The sequence below is a fragment of the Acinetobacter sp. 802_lipA genome (assembly GCF_058242885.1).
The window spans coordinates 3,486,849-3,513,090 of the sequence record NZ_JBZAYP010000001.1; the positions used below are offsets into that span (position 1 = coordinate 3,486,849).

Genomic DNA, 26,242 nt, shown 5'->3' on the forward strand with positions numbered 1-26,242 from the left:
TTAGAGAACACTATGTATTCTGCAGAACTTTTAGAAGAAGCCCGTCGGATGATGTTTCACATGCTCAGCAAAGTGGTTGAGTATGGTGGTTCAGACTTATTTATATCTGCAGACTTTCCGCCAAGTATTAAGCATCAGGGCCTTATGAAGCCATTGGGTCAACAAAACTTGCCATCTGATCAGACCAAACTCTTTGCTTATAGTTTAATGAACGAAAAGCAACGATTAGAGTTCGAAACTGAGCTGGAGTGTAATTTTGCAATTAGCGTTCCCAATGTCTCACGTTTTCGCGTCAATGTTTTTCAGCAGCAACTGCATGTGGGGATGGTGATTCGTACGATTACCGCGGAAATTCCTAACTTCACTAAGTTACAACTTCCAACGTCTTTAAAAGACGTAATTATGGAAAAACGTGGTTTGGTCCTCGTTGTCGGTGGTACAGGGTCGGGTAAATCGACGTCTTTAGCAGCCATGATTGATCATCGAAATGAAAACTCGGCAGGGCACATTATTACGGTTGAAGACCCAGTGGAATATGTTCACAAGCATAAGAAATCGATGATTACTCATCGAGAAGTAGGTGTGGACTGTCACTCTTGGCACAATGCTTTGAAAAATACTTTGCGCCAAGCACCTGATGTCATTTTAATTGGTGAGATTCGTGACACGGAGACTATGGAGCATGCCATAGCTTTTGCAGAAACAGGCCACTTATGCCTAGGCACATTACATGCTAATAATGCAAATCAGGCTTTAGATCGAATTATTAACTTTTTCCCAGACGAACGTCGCAATCAACTTTTGATGGACTTATCTTCCAATATGAAGGCGATTATTTCACAGCGTCTGGTGCGAACTGAAGATGGGCGTGGTCGCCGAGCAGCAGTGGAAATCATGCTCAATACGCCGTTGATGTCAGACTTGATACTTAAAGGGAATTTCCATGAACTCAAAGAAGTGATGTCGAAGTCACGAGAGCTAGGTATGCAGACCTTTGATCAGGCTTTGTTTGATTTATACAATCAAGGTGCAATTGCTTATGAAGAGGCGCTACGAAATGCAGACTCGGTCAATGAATTACGTCTACAGATTAAGTTAAAGAGTAGTCGTGCCAACCCGCAGTTAAGCTCAAATAGTGCTTTGTCTTTTGATCAAGCGGTTGCTGAAAAAGCCAAAGACGCTGAAGAAGAGAAGGCCGACGCCTAATTTTCTGAGTCCGTATGTTCATTGCTATGCGCATACGGACTGATATTTTAAGCGGTTTTCTTTCTATTCGCGATAACGGCATAGAACAATAAACTTAAAATGGTTGTCAGTGCACAGAATAAATAGGTGAAGCTATAACCTTGCTTAGAAATGAGTAGACCCAACAATACAGAGCCAAGAGCAATACCTAAGTCATACATGGTAAAGAACGTGGAGGTCGCATGGCCAATCCGATGCTTTTCCGCACCTTGAATAGCTAAAGTTTGTAGACAAGGCTGTGCAGAACCAAAGCCCATGCCAACGCATACTGCCGCAACCAATAAACCCGTCAGAGATTGAATCTGACTGAGACTCACAAGTCCTAAGCTAAATAATATAATCGCTGGGTAAATCACATAGCTCGCTCCGCGACGGTCATAAATTTTGCCTGTAATCGGGCGTAGACTCATCATGGAAATCGCAAAGACGATAAAAAACAAGCTCGCGTAGTTCAGCAGATGTTTAGACTCTGCATAAGTTGAAATGAACGACATAATACTGGCATAGGAAAAAGAAACGATCATACCCATAATTGAAATATTCAAGGCTTTAGTTTCAACAAAGTCATGGATACTGAGCTTGCGCTTCACGGATGGTGTCAATTTTTGAGTGGTCTGCTGAATTGGGATAAAGAAGCAAAACAAGAAACCGAGACAGACACTAAACGCTAAAATTCCTGCGACCATTGGATAGGATACAGACTGGATCAGGGTTAAACCGAGGAATGGCCCAAGTACAATCCCCAGATTAATGGACATGACAAAATAGCCCATGCCTTCGCCTTTACGTTTTTCTGGAATAAACTCATTGACGATAGGTACGGCAACTGTGGTGACGATGCTGAACCAAATGCCATGTAGAAAACGAACCAGTAACAACAGTTGTAAATTATCAGCAAACAAATAGGCCAAGGAAAACAAACAAAATAGGGCTTCCGCGATAAAAAGCGTTTTCTTATTTCCCAATTTTTCAATAATGAGTCCGCTAAAAGGGCGAACTGCGATAGACGATGCCATGAACAAAGTCATGGCTAAGCCTGCTTGTGCAAGGCTTCCACCCAAATCATTCAAAATATAGATTGGGAGGATTGAGGTCTGCGCAAAGTAAAAGATGAACAAAAACAGATTGTTCACTAAGCAAAGAATAAAAGACTTATTCCATAGCGACGATGTATTAAGAGCAGACATGCAGAACCTTTGGTTCGAAGAAGAGGCCACAGGGCGTGAGCTGTTGCTATTATTTTATGCAGAAGCTAGGTCACGGCTGTGAAATTAGAATAACCAAATTATAAGATAATGCACGTGAAAAGTATAATTATAGTAATAAATGCTGGTATTTAAGCGAGTTGAACTGAAAAATATTAAGTTAATTTATCAAAATAAGAGGATGGTTGCAAAAAATCAGTCCGCAGACTGATTTTTTGAGCCGTAAATATGAATACTAGGCTTATAGACCTGCTTCATAGGCTGTGCTTGAAAGGAGTTGTTCTACATCTGCGATATTGTCTGGTTTGATTTTATAAATCCAACCTTTGCCGTAGGGGTCATCATTGACGAAGTCAGGATCATCTTCCAGATTGGCATTGATTTCTACCACGGTGCCAGAAACTGGTGCATGAATATCAGAAGCTGTTTTTACAGATTCAACCACACCCGCTTGTTCGCCTGCAGTGATTTGTTGACCAACTTCTGGTGTTTCAACGTAGACTAAATCGCCTAAGGCATCCTGTGCATGGTCTGAAATACCAGTTACAACAAGATCACCTTCAATACGCACCCATTCATGTGTACTTGCATACTTCAATTCTGAAGGATGATTCATGAATAACTCCTTAAAATACAAAAATCATTTTTCGCATGATTTATACATGCTTTTTTATCAAAACAAAAGATCTATAAATACGGATCTTTACGCCAACTACTCGGGCTGCGGCCACTCCAACGCTTAAATGCTCGGCTGAAATTTGCCACATCACTATATCCCAGTTCATCTGCGATTTGCTCTAAGCTATAGTCTGTACGTGACAAAAGTGACGTGGCATGACGGTAACGCACTTCATCCACAATGGTTGAAAAAGACGTACTTTCAGCAGCCAGTTGGCGCTTCAGTGTTCGATCAGACATGTGTAAGAGGTCAGCGACATGCTCGATGCTTAAATAGTGTTGTTCTGAGCGCGTCAAAATGTCACGTACACGCATCGATAATCTTCGGCGTTCGCCCATGGCTGAGAGCTCAGCTTCACATTGATTAATGGCTATTTGGCTTGCAAGTGGGTCAGCATTGACCATTTTAAAGCCGAGATAATGCTTCTCAAAACTCAAAAGTAAATGTGGTTGATCAAAGCGAACACTATGGTTAGGTAGCTTTGCACGATAGTGATCAAAACCTTCGGGTTCTGGAAAATCGAAATCAATTTCCCCAGCCAGATTTTCAATGCCAGTGAGCGCCTTACTCATAGAAACAATGCCAAAAATAATACTGATCGCAATATCGGTACGCAACGGTTCTATATCGACATCACAGCGTAATTGTAAAGTCGCTTTTTCGCCAAAGGTGGAAAAGAAAAGCTGCAAAAAAGGCATGCGCAGTTGAATAAAACGATTAGCAAGTACCAAGGCTTCGCCAATATCATGAGTGGTCATAATGGCATAGCCAATGAAGCCATGAATTGAAATACGCATTTGCGTGCCTAGATGGTAGCCAAGCGTGGGCTCACCAGTGAGACGGCTGGCCAACTTGACAAGTTCATTGGCAGTATGAACAGGTATGCGAAAGTCAGGCTCTGCGAGTTGTTCGCTTGTGAGTTGAAAAGGGGAAAATAGCGTCTCTGCGTTATAGCCCCAACGAGACACAACATCTAACAACAATAAGCCATAAACACCAGGAATTCCTTGATCTTGGCGAAGTGAAACTGTTTTCATGCGCGATCCATTGCATTTTTCTTTCTTTTCTGACTGAAGTTATATTGGCATGAATATTTCAAATTTATGGAGCATATTGTTGGACAATATGTTCTGAGCCTATAGCAATTCAGTATCCTTTTCATTTTTGATTTAGTGGAACGATATTATAAATATCATAAATTTTTGAGCAAAAATATAAGACTCTCGATAAAAATCAGCACTTAGTAAATGATGCTAAAAATTAAGTAAAATCTTTTCAAAATCAGCACGCTAAAATCATTGATGACAATGATCTATGCGTGCTGAAAATGGAAAGTAAAATTAGGCTTCTTTCTTTTTAATCGGATGTTGTTCCGTTAAAAATCCGCCTGTTTGACGCTGCCAAAGGTGCGCATAGATACCATTTTTCTGAATCAGTTCTTCATGTGTCCCTTGTTCTGCAATACGACCTTCATCAAGCACAATCAAACGATCCATTTGAGCAATGGTTGAAAGACGGTGCGCAATTGCAATCACCGTTTTATCTTGCATTAAGTCATCAAGGCTAGATTGAATTGCAGCTTCAACTTCTGAGTCTAGGGCACTGGTGGCTTCATCTAAAATTAAGATTGGTGCATCTTTCAAGAACACACGAGCAATCGCGATACGCTGGCGTTGGCCACCTGAAAGTTTCACTCCACGTTCACCAACATAGGCTTCATAACCTGATTTACCACGTAAGTCAGTCAGCTGAGGAATAAACTCTTCGGCTTTGGCTTTACGTACAGCAGCATACATTTCTTCATCACTGGCATTGGGACGGCCATATTTGATATTTTCTGCGACACTACGGTGTAGCAGGGAGGTATCTTGAGTCACTAAGGCAATATTACGACGTAAGCTGTCTTGGGTGACATCTTCGATATTCTGTCCATCAATTAAAATTTCACCCTGTTTCAATTGATAAAAATGCAGCAATAGTTGAATCAGTGTTGATTTCCCTGCACCAGAGCGACCCACGATCCCAATTTTTTCACCAGCTCGGATGCGTAGGTTTAAATTGTCGATGACATTTTTACTGTTATACGCAAAAGTTACGTCTTTAAATTCGATCATGCCTTGTTTAACTTCAAGGTCTTTGGCATCAGGTTTGTCTTGAATCGTGATCGAACGACCGAGGGTTTTCATGCCATCTTGAATGGTGCCGACACTTTCAAAAAGTGCTGAGGTTTGCCACATGATAAATTCAGCAATACTGCTCAGTTTTAAAATCATAGCCGTTGCAGCAGCAATAACACCGAGTTCAACTCGCCCATTCATCCATAACCAAACCGCAGTGCCCAGTACACCGGCGTAAAGCACTATGTTTAAAAACAGGATGCTGATTTCATATTTAGCACCTAAACGCATTTGTTTATAGACGGTGACCATGAACTCTTGCATCGAGGCTTTGGCATATAAGCTTTCTCGTCCTGCATGGGCAAAAAGCTTTACTGTTTGAATATTGGTATAGGCATCGGTAACACGGCCAGTCATTACAGCTCGGGCATCAGCCTGTTCATTTGAAACTTTGCTCAAACGTGGAATGAAGTAATACGCTGCGCAGATAAACAACGCTAACCAGACCAGTAACGGTAATATTAGGAGCGGAGAAATAGCGGCAAGCACCAGATTGACCGTGACAAAATAAATCAGCACATAAGCCAACATGTCACCCAAAATAACCCAAAACTCACGTATTGCCAGTGCGGTTTGCATGACTTTTGCGGAGAGGCGTCCTGCAAAGTCATTGTGAAAAAAGTCGAGACTTTGCTTCAGTAGTAAATTATGAAAGCGCCAGCGCAGACGCATAGGAAAATTACTAAATAATATTTGGTGTTTAATAATCGACTGTAAACTGGCAAATAAAATATTGGCCAATAAAATACAGAATAGAAGGGCTAAGTTTGAACCATGTTCCGATAAAAATGTTTCTGGCTGGCTTTTACTGAGCCAATTCACTAAGTCACCAATTTTGGCGTAGAACAAAGCTTCAAAGCTGGCAGCCCCAGCCGTGAATAAAACCAAGATCAACAAATAGCCACGCACACCTTTAGCGGCCTGCCATACAAACGGAAAGAACGTGGTCGGTAAAGGTTGGTTTAAACCTTCGTCTGGATAGGGATCAACACGTTTTTCAAACCATTTGAACATGAATAAAACCTTCAAAAAAATAAGTCATTTATGAGTTAATGACTCGTTTTATAAATAAGCAGAATTTGAAAATTTTAGCATGAAAATACCTCAGTCGTCTGTGTAAATTGCCAGAGACTAAACGTTGTTGTAGCAGTATTGATAGCAAGAAATGTAGATGAATAGATATAAAAGTCTGATTAGAAAGTCTTACAAAGTGAAAAGGAGTGGCTAATTTAATGAAGAGAAAAGGTTGATATTGTGATATATTTCATGTAAATAATCAAGTATTTAATTTACATAATACACAACGTAAATAACACAGTTGTTGAAAAACTAATGTTATGTATTTTCAGAATCTGTATTCTAAAACTAGTAATTTAGACCGTATGTTGAAATGATTATTCTGTATTTTTAAGACCTTGGTATGCCAAAACTAGGGTAGTTTTAGCATACCAAAGTGAAAAAATTACGGGTTTGACAGTGCGATTTGCATGTCATATCCCGATGGTGCTTGGTAAATTTTGAGACCAAATTCGGGAAGAATGGCAATTAAATGATCGAAAATATCCGACTGAATCGCTTCATAGTCTTTCCATGCAATTTGATTGCTAAATGCATAAATTTCCAGTGGCAAGCCTTTTTCAGTCGGTTGTAGCTGACGTACGATTAAAGATTGGTGTTTTGAAATGTTCGGATGCTGATTAAGGTACAGCTCAACATACGCACGGAAGGTCCCGATATTGGTTAAACGTCGCTGATTACAAGGAGATGTATTGCTCAGTTTTTGATTAAACTCAACCAGCTCTGTGCTTTTGTGATCCAAATATTGGTCTAATAATAAAAACTCTTTAAGTTTGCTTTGCTCTGCTTCAGACATAAAGTGAACGCTACTTTGGTCAATATAAAGTGAGCGTTTGATACGACGTACGCCTGCCTGTGACATACCCCGCCAGTTTTTAAAAGTATCTGTGACCAATTTGTTGGTTGGGATCGTGGTAAAGGTTTTATCAAAGTTCTGTACAGTGATGGTATGTAATGACATATCAATGACATCACCGTCTGCATTCAGAGATGGCATTTCAATCCAATCTCCAATGCGAACCATGTCGTAGGATGAAATCTGAACAGAAGCCACCAAAGACAAAATGGTATTTTGGAAGACCAACATCAGCACTGCCGCCATAGCACCGAAGCCCGCCAGCAAGGTGAAGACATCTTTTTTCAGGAAAGTCCCTAAGATCATCAAGCCACAAACGATGAAAATAATGAGTTTGATCAGCTGTAGATAGCCTTTGATAGGCTTATTTCTAGACTTTGGATTACGTTGATAAACCAAATTGAATATATTCAGTAATTCACCAATCGCCAGCGCAATGGTTAAGAAAATAAAGGCCTGTGCCGCCATTTGGACAAAGGTGACCATTTTCGCAGATAGGTGAGGAACGGTAACGATACCATTCATAATGACGATTGCTGGGACAATGTTCGCAATTCGACGAATCACGCTATGCTGCGACATGATGTCGTGATTGGCAAATTTTAGCTTAGTGATGAGATGCCGAATGCCGCGAACGACAACATGCTTGGCAATAATATACGCCAGTATAGCCACTAGAATGAGTATGCAGAACCCTGTCAGCATTTCGATCCAAGGATACTGATCCGACCAATCTTTTAAACTCTGTATAAAATGAAAATTATCCAAAATGCGATCTTCTTTTGATTAAAACACTGTAAATAGTGTAATCAGCTATGCGAATTAAGCAAATTGTGTCACTAAGTTTATACATGTTATCAACGACTTGTTTATTTACTCTCGTAGATTCGGTTTTTAAATCGATATTTGAATGTCATGAAGTATAAATTGTTGATGGTCGGGATGTGTCAGGTCAGTGGAATGGTAAATTAGTTTTATAATGAACTAGGAAAAAAGAAGCTTCCAATATGGAAGCTTCTGATGGTTCAAATTACCACATGAGATCATCAGGGATCACGTACGCAGCGTATGGATCTTCCTCATCGGTGACTGCTTCATTTTTCTCTGAAGTATTTACGATAATAAAGCCTTCAAGTTTGGCATTAATACGATCAGCTAAAGCTTTAGGTAAGAAGGCATAACTTTCATGATCACGTGCAATCACGAGGCTACCAGCAACCAAGGCATTATAAATTTGTTGATTGATATATTGTTTTTTGATTTTGCCATCGTCAATAAACTGATAGGCCACGTCACCATCGGTATCCCGAATTTTATGCTGCGTGATCATTTGAATGATCGTCGCTTTGAGCTCTTTTTCTTGCAATATCGCTTTCTTCTCAAGTTCAATGGCTTGATCTTTGGCCTGTTTTTGCTGTTTGTCTTGTGCAATTTTTGCCTTGATCTCAGCTTCACTGCTTTGACCTGTTTTTTGCTCATGCACTGCTTGTTTAGAAAGTTTTTTGGCCTTTTTGTTGTCAACTAAACCGGCTTTGAGTAACTGAGCCTGTAATGCATTTTTTACCATAGCGAATTCCACAACTGCGTTTAAAAACGACGATAACGAAAGTAAATGATCCAATATACAACACTAAGGATCAAGCTTAATGCTGTTGGAACTAAAAAAGAATTGAGTTTTAAATAGGGATACATCCAACTTGCACAGAGTCCACCGATCAAAAAGCCACTTAAAATCAAAAGATGTAAAACTACGCGCCGACGCTCAACCACGAGTCCGCGCACTCGATAACCAAGCGCTAAACCGAGGTCGGTAAGAACACCCGATAAATGTGTAGTGCGAATGATGGTGCCTTTATAATGGCTCACCATGGCATTTTGCACACCCATTGCGACGCAGGCCCAGAGTAAAGCATAGCGTGGAAAATAAGGCAGAAAGAACCAACACAGAAAAATAAAAAAAGCCACTAACGTGAGTGGCACGCCATAGCGGCGTCCCAATCGAAAGTGACTATTTCCCAGAATTACACCGCTATAAAATGAACCGATGACATAGCAGACAGTTACTAATAGCAAATATAAAATGCTTTCGGGTTGCCAATGTACAAGTGACATCGCCAAAACACTTACATTACCAGTCATATGGGAAACAGACTGGTGTAAAACAGTCACCAGTCCTAAGACATTAATCATTCCTGCATTTACTGCAAGAAAGAATGCCCCCAGTTGAATCCAAAGTGGTAAGTGTTGAAATGGCATAACTTCAAAAAAGAAATAATATACTGATTGTACAATATATTATTTTGAAGCGCGGTCAACTGCTGCAGTAAATAATACGTCAGTTGATGAGTTCAACGCGGTTTCAGTAGAGTCTTGTAGTACGCTAATCACCATACCAATTGCAACCACTTGCATTGAAATATCAGATGAAATACCAAACAGTCCACACGCAACAGGGATCAACAGCAAAGAACCACCTGCGACACCAGAAGCACCACAAGCTGAAACTGTTGCAAGCACAGATAAAATCATCATGGTGGTAAAGTCAACATTAAGACCTAGTGTATTGACTGCTGCCAGTGTAAGCACGGTAATAGTCACTGAGGCGCCGGCCATGTTAATGGTCGCACCGAGTGGAATGGCTACACTCGCTGTAGATTCAGCAACACCCAAACGTTTTGCAAGATCTAAGTTCACAGGAATGTTCGCAGCAGAACTTCGCGTGAAGAAAGCAGTGATACCACTTTCACGTAAACACTGAAATACCAAAGGATATGGATTGCTACGTGTTACCACAGCAACCATAAGCGGGTTGATGACTAAGGCAACGAAAGCCATTGTGCCGAGTAAGACCGCCAATAAGTGTGCATAGCTTGCTAATGTGCTTAAACCTGTTTCTGCAAAGGTTACCGCCACTAGACCGAAAATACCGATAGGCGCAAAGTTAATCACCAAACGAATCACGCTATTTACTGCGTGTGCAGTATCATTGAGTAAATCTTTGGTGGAGTCTTTGGCATGACGGAACGCAGCACCCAAGGCCACAGCCCACGCTAAAATACCAATGAAGTTTGCTTCACTAATGGCAGTTACAGGGTTAGCAATAAAGCTCAGCAGTAGGTTCTTAAAGATTTCAATCAAACTACTTGGCGGTTGCAAGTCAGTATTCGCAGGTAAGTTTAAGAACAAAGTACTTGGGAAAGCGATGCTGACTGCAACTGCTGCAAAAGCCGCTAGTAACATACCCACTGCATACATGATGATGATGGGACGCAGATTCGCACTATGACCCACTTTAAAATTTGCAATAGAAGCAAGAACCAAGACAAATACAAGTACAGGCGCGACAGATTTTAACGCTTTAATAAATAAGTCGCCTAGCAGGCTCAAATAAGGTGCAACACCCGGGAAAACGAGGGCCACACCAATACCTAAAATAATGGCAATGATAATTCGAGTAACTAGACTCATTCGCGCTAAAACAGAAAACATAGAGGCGCCTTGTTGAAATTACGAGGACAAAATACGGATTTTAAGTGCGCCATTTTATACCTAATTTGCTAACTGACTGAAAAATATTTAAATATAAAAATTAAGTTATTGTAATTCCAGTTTTTATTATTCATTTTAATTCATAAAAATGACATATTTAATGGATTTTTATCATAAATGCCTGCTTGATATTTCTCACTATATTGAAAAAGTACAAGCAGGCATTTGGTCTCTTATGAAGTTTTAAGCAGCTGAGGTGAAAGGGTCTGAATGGCTTGATAGTGGGTTAAAAAGACATTTCCACTTAAATGTTTCAATAGTTTTGAGCTTTGCAGTCGATCCATCACAGGACCTTTAACTTCGGACAAATGCAGTTGAATGTTTTGCTTGGCCAATTCTAGATTAATATCTTCCAGCATTTCTAAAGCACTCAAGTCGATACTACTCACACTGGAGCAATTAATCACCACATGGGCTAACTCAGGTTGTTGGCTCACGGCATTGATCAGTTCACCTTTCAATATGTTGGCATTTAAGAAGGTTAGGCTTTCATCTATACGCATTGACAGTACTTGTGCCGTCGTCTGAACTTGATGGCGTTCAACATTGCGAAAATGTTGAGTCCCCTCGACCAAGCCAATCACAGCAATATGTGGCCGGCTAATCCGCCAAAGCAACAAAATAAAGGTTGAGATCATGCCAATGATCAGGCCAGTTGAAATATCGATACAGACAACACCAAAAAAGGTAATCCACATCGCGATACCATCTGCTTTGGAATACTTCCATGCTTCGATGAAGGGTTTAAAGTCCACAAGTTTCCATATGGAGACGATAATCGTTGCAGCCAAAATGGCTAAAGGAAGGTCCTGAAAGAAACCTGTAAAGTATAAGCTCACTACAATAATCAACAGCGAAGAGAGCACACCCGCCATAGGGGTCTGAGCGCCTGCATCTGCATTTACAACAGTACGAGAAAGGCTGCCTGTTACAGGAAAGGCCGAACTGAAACCTGCACTGATATTGGCTAACCCCAAAGCGATAAGTTCTTGGTTGCTGTTGAGTTGGCTTCGGTTTTGTAAAGCCGTGGCTTGAGCAATGGAAAGTGATTCAACAAAACTGATCATCGCGATCATAGTTGCACCTGGCAAAAGTTGCAGAACTAAAGTCCAGTTCCAATACGGCATATCGAGTGGAGGCATACCAGATGGAATGATTCCGACGGTTTTAATTCCAAGCGTTTGCAGTTGGAAAAAATAGACCAAGGCAATCGAGGCAACCACTAAAAATAAAGGAATGGTACGCGAAAGTAATACGGTCGATCCGAACCAACCTTTTAAGGTATTAGTATTCAGCAGCTTTGGTACATAAATTAAAAATACGATTGCGCACAGTCCAAACAGCAGTGTACCTATATGAGTCAAACTGATGTATTGCCAAACACTTACCACAAACTCGGGGATATTATTGGCTTTTAAAGGCAGATCGACAATAAACTTCAACTGACCCAACGCAATCAGCAAAGCAGACGCAATAATGAAACTTTGGATGACGGGGTGGCTAATCAGTTGGATGAGGAAACCAAAGCGAAATAAACCCAACAGCAGGGAAATGATACCGACCATTAGGGCTAATAAATATGCCGCTTGTATATAAACAGGTGAACCAACTTCAAACATCGAGTTCAAAGTCGCAAAGGTCATCATCGAAATGATGGCAACAGGGCCAATAGAAAGCGTCGGGCTGCCGCCAACGATGGCATAAATAATCATTGGGATAATGCTGGCATATAGCCCAGTGATTGGCGGTAAGCCTGCCAACATGGCATAGGCCATGCCTTGAGGAACCAACATGGCAATGACGATAAAAGATGCAAGTAAATCTGACTTAAACGTAGGCGTGTCATAGTTCTTGAGCCATTGCCATGCGGGTAGATAATGGCTTAGACGACGATTCCAATCAGACATAAAAAAATCTAAATCACAAATTTAGATATATTATGCATAAAAAATGCTAAGAAGTCTTAGCATTCGTTTTCAGAGCACAGAAAATATAGCAGTAATTTGGTTTAGAGACGTGGTTTTGGGCAGTACAAGCTATACAAAGTATTTAAAACTTCAATCATGCGTTCATCTTTAATGGAGTAATAAATTTGCTTACCATCACGGCGTGTATTTACCACATCACTTTTACGTAACATCATTAATTGTTGAGAAAGAGTCGGCTGTTTGATGTCGGTAATTTCTTCAATTTGAGAAACATTAAGTTCTTGTTGCGACAAATGACACAAAATTAATAAACGATCAGTATTGGCTAGAGATTTTAAAATACTCACAACAACTTCAGCAGAGTCGCGCATAGACGTTATTTCAAGTCCTGTCTTCATTTAAAACCTACTCATAAAACAAAACAACTGTGCGCTTAGTATAAAACCAAGCAGTTCATAATGCTGTCTTTTCAAGTCCAATATGCATGGCTTTTAGTGAAATAAAATATTAGCTAAAGTTATATATACTTAATATTTACATCAAAAATAGTTATTCAAAATGTTACTTAAGTTCTAGATATTTATATAATTTAAGTCGATTTTTTAAATCAAAAACTCATTCTTTATGATTATTTATAATAAGCTTTGAATATTTTATCATATAGAGGGCATTAAAATCATAATTACAGAGCTTTTTAAAAAATTCATTATAAATTTAAAAAATACAAACATTTATTAAAAGGCATAATTATTGCTAGATAATATTTTTGACCAAAAAGTAAACTTTGAGATGAATGTACAAATTTTTCCATCCCATATAGAAGATGCTGAATATGTGGTTTTGTCATCAGGTTTAGGTGGACATGCGCAGTTTTGGCAGCCACAAATTCAAGACCTACAAACCAAATTTCATGTCCTAACTTACGATCAAGAAGGTTGCCATGAAAACAGTATATTATTAAAACCAGATTATTGCATACGCGATTTGGGACAGCAGCTTTTGCTGATTTTAAAGCAACAACATATTCAACGCTTTCATTTTATCGGTCATGCACTAGGTGGTTTTATTGGTGCGGAGTTGGCAACCTTATGCCAATCGACCGAGTATCAGATGTTGTCAATCACGATTTTAAATGGTTGGGACACGTTAGATGCGCATACCTATAAATGCTTTGAAACCCGAATTAACCTTTTAACATGTGCTGGCACAGAGGCTTATGTCAAAGCACAGGCTTTGTTTTTATATCCGCCAGCTTGGATTTCAGCAAATATAGAAAGTATTCAAAAGCAAGAACAGTTGCAAATTCAAAACTTTCCACCGCATGAAAATGTATTGCGACGGCTAAGTGCTTTAATGAACTTTCAACTGAGTGAGGAGATAAAAAAGGCTTTGCAAAACATACCGATCCATTTGATTGCAAACCAAGATGATTTCCTTGTGCCTTACCAACGCTCACAAAACCTAAAACGGTTGTTTCCGCATGCACAGTTGACTCTTTTAAAGCAGGGCGCTCATGCAGCGACTGTAACCGAAACAGTACTGATGAATAAGGAAATGATGAGCTTTTTAACAGGGTAGGAAAGTTTAGTTTAGATTATCGATTGTTTAATTTTGCTTTATAAAGTGAAGGTGTATAGGTTTTAAAATCTATACACTTTTTTTATTTGGGCTAAAAATATAAAAACTCTAGTTTGGATCATTTACCGCACAATCATTGATCACCCCTCACAGAGATAGTGCATAAAATAAAAATTAATTTTACTTTTTGGTAAAAAATAAAATCAAGTAAAAATATTTAATATATTGAAAAATAATAACAAATAATAGTTGGCACGCCTTGTGCAAATATATTTTTATCAAACTAAAGGTTAAAAGTCTTGCTGTGTTTAGCCTTTGATGTTCTGCAAATAATGAAATAAGTGTAGAGGATGAACGAGATGAAAATAGGTGTATTTTGCCCGATTGGAAATAATGGCTGGCTGCTTTCGGAAAACGCGCCACAGTACATGCCTTCATTTGAACTAAATAAAAAAATTGTTCAACGTGCTGAGCATTATGGTTTTGACTTTGCTTTGTCGATGATCAAACTGCGTGGCTTTGGTGGGAAAACAGAGTTTTGGGATCATAACCTAGAAACATTTACCTTGATGGCTGGGCTCGCTGCGGTGACCAGTAAAATCCAAATCTATGCAACAGCAGCGACGTTGGTGATGCCGCCTGCAATTGTGGCACGTATGGCGTCAACCATTGATTCTATTTCAAATGGTCGTTTTGGTTTAAATGTCGTGACAGGCTGGCAAGCACCCGAATATACGCAAATGGGGATGTGGCCAGGAGATGAGTATTTTGCACAGCGCTATGAATATCTTTCTGAATATGTAGAAATTTTGCGTGAACTCTGGGCGACAGGTCGTTCAGATTTTAAAGGAGAGCATTTTACTATGCATGACTGCCGTGTGAGTCCGCGTCCACAAGCGGATATGAAAATAATTTGTGCGGGTCAGTCTGATACAGGGCTTGAGTTTTCTGCCAAATATGCCGATTACAACTTTGTTTTCGGTAAAGGGCTGAATACACCGACAGCTTATGCAGAGATCAATGAGCGTTTAAAACAGCAAACCGATATAACGGGGCGTGATGTACAAACCTATGTACTGTTTATGGTGATTGCTGCAGAAACAGATGAAGAGGCGCATGCGAAATGGCAAATATATAACGCTGGTGCGGATATGGAGGCGATTAATTGGCTGATGAATCAAGGCAGTAAAGATACCAAATCTGGAACAGATACCAATATTCGCCAAATGGCATCCTCGGTTTCGCCTGTGAATATCAATATGGGAACGTTAGTCGGTTCTTTTGAACATGTTGCACAAATGTTGGATGAAATTGGTGAAATTCAGGGGACTGAAGGTATTTTGCTTACCTTTGATGATTTTGTACAAGGGGTCGAAGACTTTGGTCAGCGTATACAACCTTTGATGAAATGCCGTGAACATATCGTGGTTGAAGCGGATGCGCCACGCGTTGTTTTGGAGAAAAGCGCATGAATGACTCTATAGTCTGTACAGAATTTACTAAACAAAGTCTGCAAGCAAAAACATTAAAAGCAGAACCTGAACATATTGCTTTAGCACCTGAGCACACGGCATTGATTGTGATTGATATGCAAAATGCCTATACCTCAGTAGGTGGCTATTTGGACTTGGCCGGGTTTGATGTATCTAAAACCAAACCTGTGGTTGAAAACATTCAAAAAACCATTACTGCTGCACATGCAGCTGGCATTCAGGTGATTTACTTTAAAAATGGTTGGGATGACCAGTACCGTGAAGCAGGAGGGAGTGATTCACCAAACTTCCATAAGTCGAATGCTTTAAAAACCATGCGCAAAAATCCAGAGCTGCAGGGAAAACTACTGGCAAAAGGTGGTTGGGATTTTGAGTTGATTGATGCACTCAAGCCTGAACCACAAGATTTAGTCATAGAAAAGCCTCGCTATAGTGGATTCTTTAATACTGCGTTGGACAGTATGTTGCGGGTGCGAGGAATCCGAAATTTAGTTTTTGTCGGTATTGCGACCAATGTCTGTGTCGAGTCGACTTTAAGGGATGGTTTTTTCTTGGAGTATTTTGGAGTCGCTCTTAAAGATGCGTGCTATCAAGCTGGGCCTATCGAGGTGCAAGAAGCAAGTCTCTATAACATCAAAACCTTTTTTGGTTGGGTGTCTGATACACAAAGTTTTGTGAATACCTTTCAAACTTCAAGCAGTCAAACACTGGCAAAAACAGCATAAGTCATACATACGAAAGATAGAGGAAACCTCATGCCTAAAGAAATTATTGTGCCTGAAGGCACAGCGAAACCACTTGCACCATTTGTACCTGCAACTAAGGCTGACAATATCGTTTATGTATCAGGCACCTTGGCCTTTGATGAACACAACAACGTTGTTCACGTTGGTGATGCAGCAGCACAGACTCGACATATTTTAGAAACCATTAAACGAGTCCTTGCAACCGCAGGTGGCACAATGGATGACGTCACTTTTAATCATGTTTTTGTGAAAGATTGGGCCGATTATGGCGCGATTAATGCTGTATATGCCGAGTATTTTCCAAACGATAAACCTGCACGCTATTGCGTACAGACTGGACTGGTCAAGCCAGAGGCTTTGGTTGAAATCGCTTCGGTTGCACATGTGGCTTAAGTGGAATAATCAAATTTTAATGCCCTGATATACGATTTTTTAGGGCATGGAGAATACGATGAATGCAAAACTGATGAATCAAGATCAAGTTGAAACCATGCTGAATAATAAAGCACCAGAGGCAATGGGTGAGTCGATGCTGGATCAACACACGTTTCGTCAAGGTATGGCGAATCTAGGAGCTGCGGTCAATGTGATTACAACAGATGGGGGGGCAGGTCAGGCAGGCTTTACGGCATCGGCAGTATGTAGTGTGACCGATACACCGCCAACGTTGTTAGTGTGTTTAAACCGCTCAGCATCTGTGTTTGATACTTTTAAAACCAATCAAGTGTTATGTGTAAACACGTTGTCGAGTCAGCAACAACACTTATCTAATCTGTTTGGGGGGAAAACGCCAATGCCCGAACGTTTTGCTCAAGGCACATGGTCCACACTGTTGACCAATGCACCTGTATTGGAGGATGCCTTGGTGAGCTTTGATTGTGAAGTGGTACAGACTATGTCTGTAGGTAGCCATGATGTGCTGTTTTGCCAAGTCAAAGCCATGAAGCAAAGTTATGGACTAAATGCGCTGATGTATTTTAACCGTGGTTACTGCGAGCCATTACCAATGTGCTAATTCAAAAATTCCTACTTTTACAAGGAGGGGAAACCCATGCAAACAAAAGAATCGTGGTTTCCAAAATTTAAGCCTTATCAAGGCGATTTAGATACAATGCCTGTGCAAACAGATGAATATTTACCCGCAGGAAAAAGCATTATTTTGGGGTTGCAACATGCTTTTGCCATGTTCGGTGCAACCGTACTTGCCCCATTGCTGATGGGCTTTGATCCGAATCTAACGATCTTCATTACAGGCATTGGTACGATACTCTTCTTCCTTATGACCGGTGGACGTATGCCAAGTTATTTGGGGTCAAGCTTTGCCTTCATTGGTGCAGTGGTCGCAGTTACGGGTTATACAGGTGTTGGAGCAAACCCAAATCTTTCTTTAGCACTGGGTGGAACCATTGCGTGTGGAGTGTTGTACGCGTTAATCGGCTTAATTGTGATACGTACTGGTACGGCATGGATTGAAAAGTTGATGCCACCTATTGTGACAGGCGCCATCGTGATGATTATTGGTCTACACCTTTCACCAGTTGCGATCAAAAGTGTGTCAGCCAATCAGTTTGACTCTTGGATGGCGTTAATCACGATTATTTGTATTAGTGTCATTGCTGTATTTACCAAAGGTATGGTGCGCCGTTTACTGCTACTTTTAGGCTTAGTTGCATCCTATTTTATTTACTTCTTACTCACCAATGTCATGGGTTTTGGCACTGCAATTGACTTTGCAAAAGTCGGTCAAGCAGCATGGTTTGGTTTGCCAACTTTCCACAGCCCAACCTTTGATATAAACGCAATGATGTTGATTGCACCCGTTGCGATTATTTTGGTGGCTGAAAACTTAGGACATTTCAAAGCTGTGTCGGCGATGACGGGGAAAAATTTGTCTCCTTATATGGGACGCGGTTTCTTTGCAGATGGTGTGTGCACTACGCTTTCAGCTTCGGTTGGTGGCACAGGGATGACCACCTATGCTGAAAACATTGGGGTGATGGCAGTTACTAAAGTTTATTCAACCACAATCTTTGTTTTTGCAGGTGTATTTGCGATTTTACTAGGGCTTTCACCTAAGTTTGGCGCAGTGATTAGTACAATTCCCGTTGCACTCTTGGGTGGCGCATCCATTGTGGTTTTTGGTTTGATTACCGTTGCTGGCGCAAAAATTTGGGTCGATAACAAAATTGATTTTACCAAGAACAGTACTTTAATGATTGGTGCAGTGTGTCTGATTATGGGAACTGGTAATTACAGCTTACAAATAGGGAGTTTTGACCTAGGTGGTATTGGCACTGCAACACTAGCAGCCATTCTACTTAATCTTTTCTTGAATCGAGGCAGTGAGAAAGAGCCAGTCGTAGAAAAGTCGGACGATCAAATCAATAGCACTATTGCACACAGTTAGGAGTACGTTTTGAGTCTAAATATTGCATTTATAGGACTTGGGGCAATGGGTTGGCACATGGCCTCCCATTTGCCAAAACTGGGTTATCCTGTTTGGGTGTGGAATCGCACAGCGGAAAAAGCGTCTTCACATGCGCAAACCTTCGGTACTTTGCAGGTTGAATTTCAACAAGCGATGCAAGCCGATGTGATATTTTCATGCTTACCGACCAGTGCAGACGTTGAAGCTTTAATTGCGTTACATCCACCCAAATCTGGAAGTTTATGGGTGGATTGTACCAGTGGCGTACCTGAGTCTGCGCAGCGAATTTCCACTGATTTGGCAGCACGTGGTGTGACTTACTTAGATGCACCTGTTTCAGGTCAAACCATCGGTGCTGAACGCGGTACTTTGACGGTTATGGTGGGTGGTAATATCGCTGGATTTGAAAGGGCAAAACCTATTATTCAGGCATTTGCAGGGCTGATTGAATACGTTGGGGAAAGTGGTGCAGGCTTTGCGGTTAAGGCGGTGAACAATACGCTCATGGCAACGCATTTATGGGCACTGTCTGAAGGTTTGTCTATTTTGAAGCATCAAGGCGTTGACTTGTCTGGAGCATTGAGTTGTATTAATCACTCCAGTGGCAAAAGTACCATGTCTGAAACGGTGATGGCGCAAAAAGTTTTGAGCCGCACTTTTCAAAAAACATTTGCTTTAAACCTGTTGCAAAAAGACATTGGTATTGCGATGGATCTGGCCGAAGAGGGACAGATGAAAACACCTGTTTTTCAAGTGACACAAGAACTGTTCTTAAAAACAGATCGAGAACAGGCTGCACAAGTAGATTTTAGCGCGGCCGTTACACAGTTAGAAAAGTGGAATAGTGTAAGGCTCGTTTAAGCTGGTCGCGCGGGAGAAAAGCATGGGAAAACTCATGCTTTTTCTGTTTAAGTGATTTATTTATCAAATAAAAACATAAGCCCGACCAAATGTCAGTTTGCATTTAAAAATCAGGGTATGATAATGAGTGGATCATTAAAAACAACATAGGAAACATTGGTATGAGTACTGACTCAGCTTTTCCAACGCCTAATAATTTAGGGATAGCGGTTTATAGTAATAATGCAGAAGCGATTGGTAACACACCATTGGTTCGTATTAACCGAATTATACAAAGTCCAGCCACCGTTTTAGCCAAAGTTGAAAGCCGTAATCCTGCATTTTCAGTAAAATGTCGTATTGGGGCTGCGCTGATTGCGGATGCGGAAGCACGCGGTTTGCTGAAAGCAGGAATGCACATTGTCGAACCAACCAGTGGCAATACAGGCATTGCTTTGGCATTCGTTGCTGCTGCAAAAGGTTATGCGTTAACTCTAACTATGCCATCAAGCATGAGTATCGAACGTCGTAAAGTGATGAAAGCTTTGGGTGCGAACTTGGTTCTTACTGATCCTGCAAAAGGGATGCGCGGTGCGGTAGAAGAAGCACAGCGTTTGTTGGATGAAAATCCAGGAACCTATTTTTTGCCACAACAGTTTGAAAACCCAGCAAACCCAGCTATTCATGAAGCAACCACTGGCCCAGAAATTTGGGAAGCAACAGGCGGTAAAGTTGATATTTTAGTTGCAGGTGTTGGGACGGGTGGTACGATCTCAGGGATTTCAAGTTATTTTGAAAAAGTAAAAAAACAAGCCCTGTATTCAGTTGCAGTAGAGCCTGCTGAATCGCCGATTATTGGTCAAACCAAACGTGGCGAAGCTTTGACGCCTGGACCACATAAGATTCAGGGCATTGGCGCTAACTTTATTCCTAAAAACTTAGACCTCGACTTGGTTGATGAAGTGATGCCAATTGATGCTGCAACAGCAATTGATTGGGCGCGTAAAACAGCAAGCCAAGAAGGCATTTTAGTGGGTATTTCAAGTGGTGCAGCGATGGCAGCAGCAGCTGAACTTGCTGCACGCCCTGAAAATACAGGTAAAACCATAGTAGTAATCTTACCTGACGGTGGTGAACGTTATTTATCTTCGGTTTTGTTTGAAGATATTTCCGTAGACTAATTTTCTGGATGAAAAAAAGCTAAACATTTCATGTTTAGCTTTTTTTATGCAGTTTAGAAGTTTAAAGGGCTGCGTGTGAAATTTTATCGGGTGTCATGAGGGCTTGGTTGACATACAGTTTAATCAGACGCTCACGTGAACCGATTGATTTTTGATAATGCGTTGAATTGAGTAACAATGACGCACCGTAGGTCACTGTCCATACATAAGATAAATAGTCACGAATGGACATTGCGCTGTCTAAAGACTTTAAGTAGTCAGAGGTCATGTCTTTAATTTCGATAATACGTTGTTCACGTATTTGGTAGAGCTTCTCAAAAAGTTCTTTGAGTTTACGTTCGTTATTGGTTAAACGTTCTTCAATAACGTGCAGTAAAATCGTACGGTTCGAGTTCAACATATTATAAAGCATGTATTCGGAAACATACGTTTTAATATCGTTGTTATGCTTTTGAGAAATTTCTAGCAGGCGAGTTTCATTCAAGATAATCAGCTCTAAATAAAGTTGATTTTTACTTTTGAAATGCTTGTAGATCGTACCCTTCGCAATATCGAGTTCCGTTGCTAATTCGCTTAAGGTGATGTCTTGATTATTGTCTAATAATAAAGTCTCAGCCATGGCTAAAATTTTCTCTTTGCGTAATAGAAAATTTTGTTGGCGTACTGAAGTCATTGGCTTATTCCAGTGTATTCCATGAGAACTATAGAGAGGCTATTGAACTTGGTTGAAAATGAAAATGCAACTAAGGTCTTGGATATTACTACAATCGTTTTAAAAATATCCACTTGTTCAACAATAGAAATAAATACAGGTGCATTTTCGCATTTCGTTGTCAATAAATTTGATCTCTAGAGATCAAATTTGGGCCATTGCATTCCTTTTTCGTGATTTTTACACTATTGTCAGTAGAGCCACTGTGTTCTTAGAGACGAGAACCTTTACTCAAGCCTCAAATGCAGTGCGGGTTGATAAATAGATCATCTGTCGTATGGATCGATGTCTTATTCACGTGTGTTTATTTTAATGTCTTTATAGATGACTCGCTTTGAGACGGTAGCACTATGAAAAACATTAAAATAAGATCTGAAACGATTAACCCCTTTGTAATATGAAAAAATAGATAGGGAATGTTTTTAAGTCTCTTAATTGGGCTAAAAGCAAATAAACTGCAAAAAAGGATGAAATAGAAAATGATTGTTATTGTAGACGGTGTACGTACAGCAATGGGTGGTTTTCAAGGTTCACTGTCGAGCTGTACCGCGCCTGAACTTGGTGCGGTGACAATTAAAGAAGTGTTAAACCGTTCTGGCTTACAGCCAACCGATGTGGATGAAGTGATCTTTGGTTGTGTACTTCCAGCAGGTTTAAAACAAGGCCCTGCACGTCAAGCAATGCGTATGGCGGGTCTACCTGACTCAACGGGTGCAACAACCATCAATAAAATTTGTGGCTCTGGTATGAAAGCCGTCATGCAAGCCGCTGATGCGATTAAAGCGGGTTCAGCTGAGATTGTGGTGGCCGGTGGTATGGAGTCGATGTCAAATGCGCCGTACTTACTTGAAAAAGCACGCGCGGGTTACCGTATGGGGCATGGTAAAACCACCGATCACATGTTCCAAGAAGGTTTAGAAGATGCTGAAACAGGTCTGTCGATGGGTGTACTTGCTCAAGAAATGGCAGATAAAAAAGGCTATACTCGTGAGCAGCAGGATCAGTATGCCATTGGTTCTTTAAATAAAGCCGTTGCTGCGATTCAAGGTGGTTTCTTTAAGGATGAAATCGTGCCTGTGACGGTAAGTAGCCGCAAAGGCGATGTTGTGGTTGATCAAGATGAACAGCCGCTCAATGCCAAAGTGGATAAAATTCCAACTTTACGTCCGGCATTTAAAAAAGACGGCACGATTACTGCGGCAAATTCGAGTTCTATTTCGGATGGTGCTTCGGCATTGGTTGTAACTTCATCCGAAGTTGCTGACGCACGTGGTCTTAAGCCATTGGCAAAAGTTGTGGCTTATGCAAGTAATTCCCAGCATCCATCTGAGTTCACCATTGCCCCTGTAGGTGCCATTGAGAAAGTTTTAGCCAAAGCAGGCTGGTCTGCGAGTGATGTAGATCTGTGGGAAGTCAATGAAGCGTTTGCGATGGTTACAATGCTTGCAATTGATGGTTTTCATTTAGACCCTGCAAAAGTCAATGTGAATGGTGGCGCTTGTGCACTTGGTCATCCATTGGGTTCATCTGGTTCACGTATTATCGTGACTTTACTGCATGCTTTGAAACGTACTGGTGGGAAAAAAGGCGTAGCTGCTTTATGTATCGGTGGTGGTGAGGCGACTGCTATTGCCGTCGAGCTGCTGGACTAAAGCTGTAATATCGTTAGCTGTGCCTGTGAAGAAAATATTTTAAATATCTATAATTGGCATGGTTGATTTCATCAAAGGTTCGATTGATTCGGGCCTTTTTTGTTATGTAAAATACATGCAGATCATGCGACATAAATTTTCAGGGAAAGCATCGATTGTTCAGTACAGCTAAAGGTATAATTAATGTACTTTTATTGCTGAAACGTCTGATATTAGACCTAGATGCTTATAATAGTAAGTTTTGAGCATTGGATCATCGCTATAATGGGTAGATGATGGATCGTCTACCATCACATGCATATAAGGAACATTTTTTTCGTGTTTGAACTGGACTGTAAATTACTCAGTATCTTTTTTTACGTTTATAAGTTTAAAAGTGTGTCACTGGCGGCTGATCATCTAGAAATGAGTCAACCGACGGTGAGTAACATTCTGAATAAAATTCGCCAACATTATAATGATCCGCTATTTTTGCGGATTGGCAATGAAATGGTGCCAACTGAGCTGTCGAAACAGTTATTTCCATTGGTCAGTGAGGCTTTAAACAAGGTTGAAATCATCAATAACTTTACGATTGATTTTGACCAAGCCACTTCGCAGCAACAGTTTAGTTTGGCCATGACCGATGTTTCGCATTTGGTGCTGTTGCCGAAAATTTCGCAATATTTAAAGAAACATGCGCCGCATATTCGTCTGAATATCCGTCCAATCACCTCTGAAACCAGTTATCAAATGGCAAATGGTGAGATTGATTTGGCGCTGGGTTTTTTACCTCAACTGGAAAATGGCTTTTATCAACAGCAACTGTTCGAGCAGTATTATGTGGTGATTGCCGCCAAAGATCATCCGCGTTTGACAGGTGACAGTATCAGCACAGCGCAGTACTTGGCTGAGTCACATATCGATATTGATGCGGGCATGGGGCATTACCATATTGAAAACGAACTGCTTAATTTAGAACTAAAACGTGATATTTTGATGCGTTTACCGAGCTATTTAGGCGTCGGCTTGGTGGTACAAGAAACCGATGCGATTGCGACAGTGCCGTATTATTTGAGTGAAGTACTGCTTTCACGTGGCAATTTAAAAATCTTCAATGCGCCAATTGCCTTCCCAAGTTATGGGGTGAAACAGTATTGGCATATGTCTTGTCATCACAAAACCAGTCATCAGTGGCTGCGTCACATGTTCCATGAAATTTTAATGAAGTAATTCTTAAAATTTGATGCTTTTTAGTGCGTATAGCGAAAATATGCGTGCTTGAAATCTAAAGTGCCCATTTATTGCTCATAAATAGTATTACGAAGTTTAAAAATCGTAATACTAAATTGGCACAGCCTTTGCATCGTCTAATCTGAAAGAGTGATCTAGGGTTCCGATACATATCTATTTTATGTATGTCTGCGACCGAGAGTTCACGGTTCGAAAGAGCTACACGGAGGGATAAAAGCCCGGGAGGTAAACAGTTACGATTTAGGCAGAGGCGCATGAGCACAATAACTTATCACGACAATAACGCACTATGGACTGAACTTTTACCGGGTGGGCATCACTGGTCTGGGCGTATTCAACGCGGCACTGTTTTACAGTTTAAAGCCTTGGGAGCACAAGCCAACGTTTCACTTTTCTGTGTCAACAGCGAAGATAAGCTCGAACGTTTTAATATGCCAGATAGCCTAAAGGCACAGCATACGGCATTTCTAAGTACAGGGCATGTGCTGTATTCAGACTTAGGTCGGGTTATGGCCTCAATTGTTCAAGATGATCATGGTTGGAATGATGCCCTGTGTGGTCCAAGTCGTACAGAACAAATTCAAAAGCAATTCGGCACTCAAACTTTCCAAGATGCACGAAATGAGATGTTCCGAAATGGGCGTGACAGCCTGTTACTTGAAATGACCAAGTTTTCATTAGGTCAAGCCGACCTGTCAGCTACGGTCAATTTATTCTCTAAAGTTCGCCCTGATGATGCAGGCAACTTATCTTATATCGATGTCGATAATACCCATCAAACTATTGAACTGCGTTTTGAGATGGACTGTCTGGTGTTCCTATCTGCCGCGCCACATGGTTTAAGTCAAGCAGCAATGTATCAGCCAGCCGATATTCAAATGCGCTTATTCAAAGCCTCCGCTTTAGCAGTACACGATGTCTGTCGTGATTCATGCCCACAAAACCAACGCGGTTTTCAAAACAACGCGCGTTATTACGCATTTGATGCTGCTTAACCCCGAGGAGAATACGCATGACCAGTTTACAAGCATTTGATAAAACCGTTTTAAATGAAGTCTGTCCAGCGGGTGAGGCATGGATGTGTGAAGTCCAGAAAGGGCAATATTTTCGTATTATTGACCTCGAAGGCAACCAAGCGGTCGATACTTTATTGATTTCTGCGAGCAACCCTGAAGAGCGTTACAGTGCAACTGATACTTTAGCCATCAATCAGCAGATTTATCTCGAAAAAGGCACAGCCTTATATACCAACTATGGCAACAAAATTGCCACGATCCATGATGATAACTGTGGTCGTCATGACACCTTAGGCGGTGCTTGTTCATGTGAAAGTAACACCGTACGTTATGCACACGACACATTTCCGATGCACAGCTGTCGCAATAACTTTATGACAGCTTTAGCTTTGCACCCAATTGCGAAAAAGCATGGACTGAATGTTCGTCATATTGGGCCGAATATTAACTTCTTTATGAATGTTCCTGTGAGCAGTGATGGGCATCTCAAGTTTGACGATGGAATATCGGCGCCGGGTAAATATGTTGAAATTCAAGCAGAGATGGATCTCATCGTGCTGATTTCTAACTGCCCACAACTGAACAACCCATGTAATGCCTACAACCCGACCAAAATTCAACTGATTGTACGTGACGGCAAGGAGTAA

The 26,242-nt window shown here is 40.8% G+C and carries 24 protein-coding genes and 1 riboswitch; of the genes, 13 read left to right on the forward strand and 11 right to left on the reverse strand.

The annotated features are described in order from the left end of the window. Positions 1–12: 12 nt before the first annotated feature. Complete coding sequence (locus AC4CU3_RS17355) at positions 13–1,206, forward strand: PilT/PilU family type 4a pilus ATPase (RefSeq protein WP_004979812.1); 1,194 nt, start codon at positions 13–15, stop codon at positions 1,204–1,206. A gap of 47 nt (positions 1,207–1,253) precedes the next feature. On the opposite strand, the gene AC4CU3_RS17360 is transcribed toward AC4CU3_RS17355, so the two are convergent. The 10 genes from AC4CU3_RS17360 to AC4CU3_RS17405 all read right to left on the reverse strand — a co-directional run bounded on the left by AC4CU3_RS17360 (position 1,254) and on the right by AC4CU3_RS17405 (position 13,114). Then, positions 1,254–2,432 carry an MFS transporter gene (locus AC4CU3_RS17360; protein WP_114836677.1) on the reverse strand — a complete coding sequence of 393 codons (1,179 nt, stop codon included), beginning with the start codon at positions 2,430–2,432 and terminating at the stop codon, positions 1,254–1,256. Between the two features lie 259 nt (positions 2,433–2,691). Beyond that, a complete protein-coding gene (gene gcvH, locus AC4CU3_RS17365; RefSeq protein ID WP_004693240.1) occupies positions 2,692–3,066 on the reverse strand; it encodes a glycine cleavage system protein GcvH in 375 nt (124 codons plus the stop codon). A 71-nt stretch (positions 3,067–3,137) separates the two neighbouring features. After that, a complete protein-coding gene (locus AC4CU3_RS17370; protein ID WP_490738444.1) occupies positions 3,138–4,166 on the reverse strand; it encodes a helix-turn-helix domain-containing protein in 1,029 nt (342 codons plus the stop codon). A 303-nt stretch (positions 4,167–4,469) separates the two neighbouring features. Next, positions 4,470–6,320 carry an ABC transporter ATP-binding protein gene (locus tag AC4CU3_RS17375; RefSeq protein ID WP_005399512.1) on the reverse strand — a complete coding sequence of 617 codons (1,851 nt, stop codon included), beginning with the start codon at positions 6,318–6,320 and terminating at the stop codon, positions 4,470–4,472. A gap of 448 nt (positions 6,321–6,768) precedes the next feature. Continuing rightward, entirely contained in the window at positions 6,769–8,007 is a 1,239-nt protein-coding gene (locus tag AC4CU3_RS17380; RefSeq protein ID WP_078389085.1) for a mechanosensitive ion channel family protein, read from the reverse strand. A 262-nt stretch (positions 8,008–8,269) separates the two neighbouring features. Next, the gene (locus tag AC4CU3_RS17385) at positions 8,270–8,806 is read right to left on the reverse strand and encodes a DUF2058 domain-containing protein (protein WP_004693234.1); all 537 of its coding nucleotides are present in this window, start codon (positions 8,804–8,806) and stop codon (positions 8,270–8,272) included. 20 nt (positions 8,807–8,826) lie between these two features. After that, positions 8,827–9,495, reverse strand: coding sequence for a YoaK family protein (locus tag AC4CU3_RS17390; RefSeq protein ID WP_004693233.1), 669 nt, complete (start codon positions 9,493–9,495; stop codon positions 8,827–8,829). A 39-nt stretch (positions 9,496–9,534) separates the two neighbouring features. Next, entirely contained in the window at positions 9,535–10,728 is a 1,194-nt protein-coding gene (sstT, locus tag AC4CU3_RS17395) for a serine/threonine transporter SstT (RefSeq protein WP_087013031.1), read from the reverse strand. Positions 10,729–10,961: 233 nt separating this feature from the next. Further along, positions 10,962–12,695, reverse strand: coding sequence for a SulP family inorganic anion transporter (locus AC4CU3_RS17400; RefSeq protein ID WP_114836674.1), 1,734 nt, complete (start codon positions 12,693–12,695; stop codon positions 10,962–10,964). A 101-nt stretch (positions 12,696–12,796) separates the two neighbouring features. Beyond that, entirely contained in the window at positions 12,797–13,114 is a 318-nt protein-coding gene (locus AC4CU3_RS17405) for an ArsR/SmtB family transcription factor (RefSeq protein ID WP_114836673.1), read from the reverse strand. 391 nt (positions 13,115–13,505) lie between these two features. Here AC4CU3_RS17405 and rutD point away from each other — a divergent pair, with 391 nt between their 5' ends. The 8 genes from rutD (at position 13,506) to cysK (ending at position 20,982) form a co-directional block, all read left to right on the forward strand. Then, a complete protein-coding gene (gene rutD / locus AC4CU3_RS17410) occupies positions 13,506–14,294 on the forward strand; it encodes a pyrimidine utilization protein D (RefSeq protein WP_279043290.1) in 789 nt (262 codons plus the stop codon). Between the two features lie 359 nt (positions 14,295–14,653). Continuing rightward, positions 14,654–15,766 (forward strand): pyrimidine utilization protein A, encoded by a 1,113-nt coding sequence (gene rutA / locus AC4CU3_RS17415; protein WP_279043292.1) that lies wholly within the window; start codon positions 14,654–14,656, stop codon positions 15,764–15,766. Further along, on the forward strand, positions 15,763–16,512 hold the full coding sequence (rutB, locus tag AC4CU3_RS17420; protein ID WP_004979785.1) for a pyrimidine utilization protein B: 750 nt from the start codon (positions 15,763–15,765) through the stop codon (positions 16,510–16,512). Before rutA ends, rutB begins: the two co-directional genes overlap by 4 nt. 30 nt (positions 16,513–16,542) lie before the next feature. Continuing rightward, positions 16,543–16,926, forward strand: coding sequence for a pyrimidine utilization protein C (gene rutC, locus AC4CU3_RS17425; protein WP_004979782.1), 384 nt, complete (start codon positions 16,543–16,545; stop codon positions 16,924–16,926). Between the two features lie 97 nt (positions 16,927–17,023). Next, positions 17,024–17,548: an NADH-dependent FMN reductase RutF gene (gene rutF, locus AC4CU3_RS17430; protein WP_228254574.1), complete on the forward strand. Its 525-nt coding sequence runs from the start codon at positions 17,024–17,026 to the stop codon at positions 17,546–17,548. Between the two features lie 36 nt (positions 17,549–17,584). Beyond that, positions 17,585–18,940, forward strand: a complete 1,356-nt coding sequence (gene rutG, locus AC4CU3_RS17435) for a pyrimidine utilization transport protein G (RefSeq protein ID WP_114836670.1) — start codon at positions 17,585–17,587, stop codon at positions 18,938–18,940. A 45-nt stretch (positions 18,941–18,985) separates the two neighbouring features. Continuing rightward, positions 18,986–19,822, forward strand: coding sequence for an NAD(P)-dependent oxidoreductase (locus AC4CU3_RS17440; protein WP_326942949.1), 837 nt, complete (start codon positions 18,986–18,988; stop codon positions 19,820–19,822). A gap of 161 nt (positions 19,823–19,983) precedes the next feature. Continuing rightward, entirely contained in the window at positions 19,984–20,982 is a 999-nt protein-coding gene (cysK, locus tag AC4CU3_RS17445; RefSeq protein WP_114836668.1) for a cysteine synthase A, read from the forward strand. 61 nt (positions 20,983–21,043) lie between these two features. Here cysK and AC4CU3_RS17450 read toward each other — a convergent pair whose 3' ends face one another. Next, positions 21,044–21,655, reverse strand: a complete 612-nt coding sequence (locus AC4CU3_RS17450) for a TetR/AcrR family transcriptional regulator (protein WP_004693224.1) — start codon at positions 21,653–21,655, stop codon at positions 21,044–21,046. Between the two features lie 518 nt (positions 21,656–22,173). Between AC4CU3_RS17450 and AC4CU3_RS17455 the strand changes: the two genes are divergently transcribed. The 4 genes from AC4CU3_RS17455 to AC4CU3_RS17470 all read left to right on the forward strand — a co-directional run bounded on the left by AC4CU3_RS17455 (position 22,174) and on the right by AC4CU3_RS17470 (position 26,242). Continuing rightward, positions 22,174–23,346, forward strand: a complete 1,173-nt coding sequence (locus AC4CU3_RS17455) for a thiolase family protein (protein ID WP_114836667.1) — start codon at positions 22,174–22,176, stop codon at positions 23,344–23,346. A gap of 318 nt (positions 23,347–23,664) precedes the next feature. Next, a complete protein-coding gene (locus AC4CU3_RS17460) occupies positions 23,665–24,558 on the forward strand; it encodes a LysR family transcriptional regulator (RefSeq protein ID WP_004979763.1) in 894 nt (297 codons plus the stop codon). A gap of 144 nt (positions 24,559–24,702) precedes the next feature. Continuing rightward, positions 24,703–24,806: riboswitch (guanidine-I (ykkC/yxkD leader) on the forward strand. A 27-nt stretch (positions 24,807–24,833) separates the two neighbouring features. After that, positions 24,834–25,574 (forward strand): urea amidolyase associated protein UAAP1, encoded by a 741-nt coding sequence (locus AC4CU3_RS17465; protein WP_279043297.1) that lies wholly within the window; start codon positions 24,834–24,836, stop codon positions 25,572–25,574. A 17-nt stretch (positions 25,575–25,591) separates the two neighbouring features. Next, the gene (locus AC4CU3_RS17470) at positions 25,592–26,242 is read left to right on the forward strand and encodes an urea amidolyase associated protein UAAP2 (RefSeq protein ID WP_114836665.1); all 651 of its coding nucleotides are present in this window, start codon (positions 25,592–25,594) and stop codon (positions 26,240–26,242) included.

Coding starts and splice junctions, on each gene's coding strand:
- AC4CU3_RS17355 (WP_004979812.1), top strand. CDS start 13: ATGTATTCTGCAGAACTTTTAGAAGAAGCCCGTCGGATGATGTTTCAC.
- AC4CU3_RS17360 (WP_114836677.1), bottom strand. CDS start 2,432: ATGTCTGCTCTTAATACATCGTCGCTATGGAATAAGTCTTTTATTCTT.
- gcvH (WP_004693240.1), bottom strand. CDS start 3,066: ATGAATCATCCTTCAGAATTGAAGTATGCAAGTACACATGAATGGGTG.
- AC4CU3_RS17370 (WP_490738444.1), bottom strand. CDS start 4,166: ATGAAAACAGTTTCACTTCGCCAAGATCAAGGAATTCCTGGTGTTTAT.
- AC4CU3_RS17375 (WP_005399512.1), bottom strand. CDS start 6,320: ATGTTCAAATGGTTTGAAAAACGTGTTGATCCCTATCCAGACGAAGGT.
- AC4CU3_RS17385 (WP_004693234.1), bottom strand. CDS start 8,806: ATGGTAAAAAATGCATTACAGGCTCAGTTACTCAAAGCCGGTTTAGTT.
- AC4CU3_RS17390 (WP_004693233.1), bottom strand. CDS start 9,495: ATGCCATTTCAACACTTACCACTTTGGATTCAACTGGGGGCATTCTTT.
- sstT (WP_087013031.1), bottom strand. CDS start 10,728: ATGTTTTCTGTTTTAGCGCGAATGAGTCTAGTTACTCGAATTATCATT.
- AC4CU3_RS17400 (WP_114836674.1), bottom strand. CDS start 12,695: ATGTCTGATTGGAATCGTCGTCTAAGCCATTATCTACCCGCATGGCAA.
- AC4CU3_RS17405 (WP_114836673.1), bottom strand. CDS start 13,114: ATGAAGACAGGACTTGAAATAACGTCTATGCGCGACTCTGCTGAAGTT.
- rutD (WP_279043290.1), top strand. CDS start 13,506: ATGAATGTACAAATTTTTCCATCCCATATAGAAGATGCTGAATATGTG.
- rutA (WP_279043292.1), top strand. CDS start 14,654: ATGAAAATAGGTGTATTTTGCCCGATTGGAAATAATGGCTGGCTGCTT.
- rutB (WP_004979785.1), top strand. CDS start 15,763: ATGAATGACTCTATAGTCTGTACAGAATTTACTAAACAAAGTCTGCAA.
- rutC (WP_004979782.1), top strand. CDS start 16,543: ATGCCTAAAGAAATTATTGTGCCTGAAGGCACAGCGAAACCACTTGCA.
- rutF (WP_228254574.1), top strand. CDS start 17,024: ATGCTGAATAATAAAGCACCAGAGGCAATGGGTGAGTCGATGCTGGAT.
- rutG (WP_114836670.1), top strand. CDS start 17,585: ATGCAAACAAAAGAATCGTGGTTTCCAAAATTTAAGCCTTATCAAGGC.
- AC4CU3_RS17440 (WP_326942949.1), top strand. CDS start 18,986: ATGGGTTGGCACATGGCCTCCCATTTGCCAAAACTGGGTTATCCTGTT.
- cysK (WP_114836668.1), top strand. CDS start 19,984: ATGAGTACTGACTCAGCTTTTCCAACGCCTAATAATTTAGGGATAGCG.
- AC4CU3_RS17450 (WP_004693224.1), bottom strand. CDS start 21,655: ATGACTTCAGTACGCCAACAAAATTTTCTATTACGCAAAGAGAAAATT.
- AC4CU3_RS17455 (WP_114836667.1), top strand. CDS start 22,174: ATGATTGTTATTGTAGACGGTGTACGTACAGCAATGGGTGGTTTTCAA.
- AC4CU3_RS17465 (WP_279043297.1), top strand. CDS start 24,834: ATGAGCACAATAACTTATCACGACAATAACGCACTATGGACTGAACTT.
- AC4CU3_RS17470 (WP_114836665.1), top strand. CDS start 25,592: ATGACCAGTTTACAAGCATTTGATAAAACCGTTTTAAATGAAGTCTGT.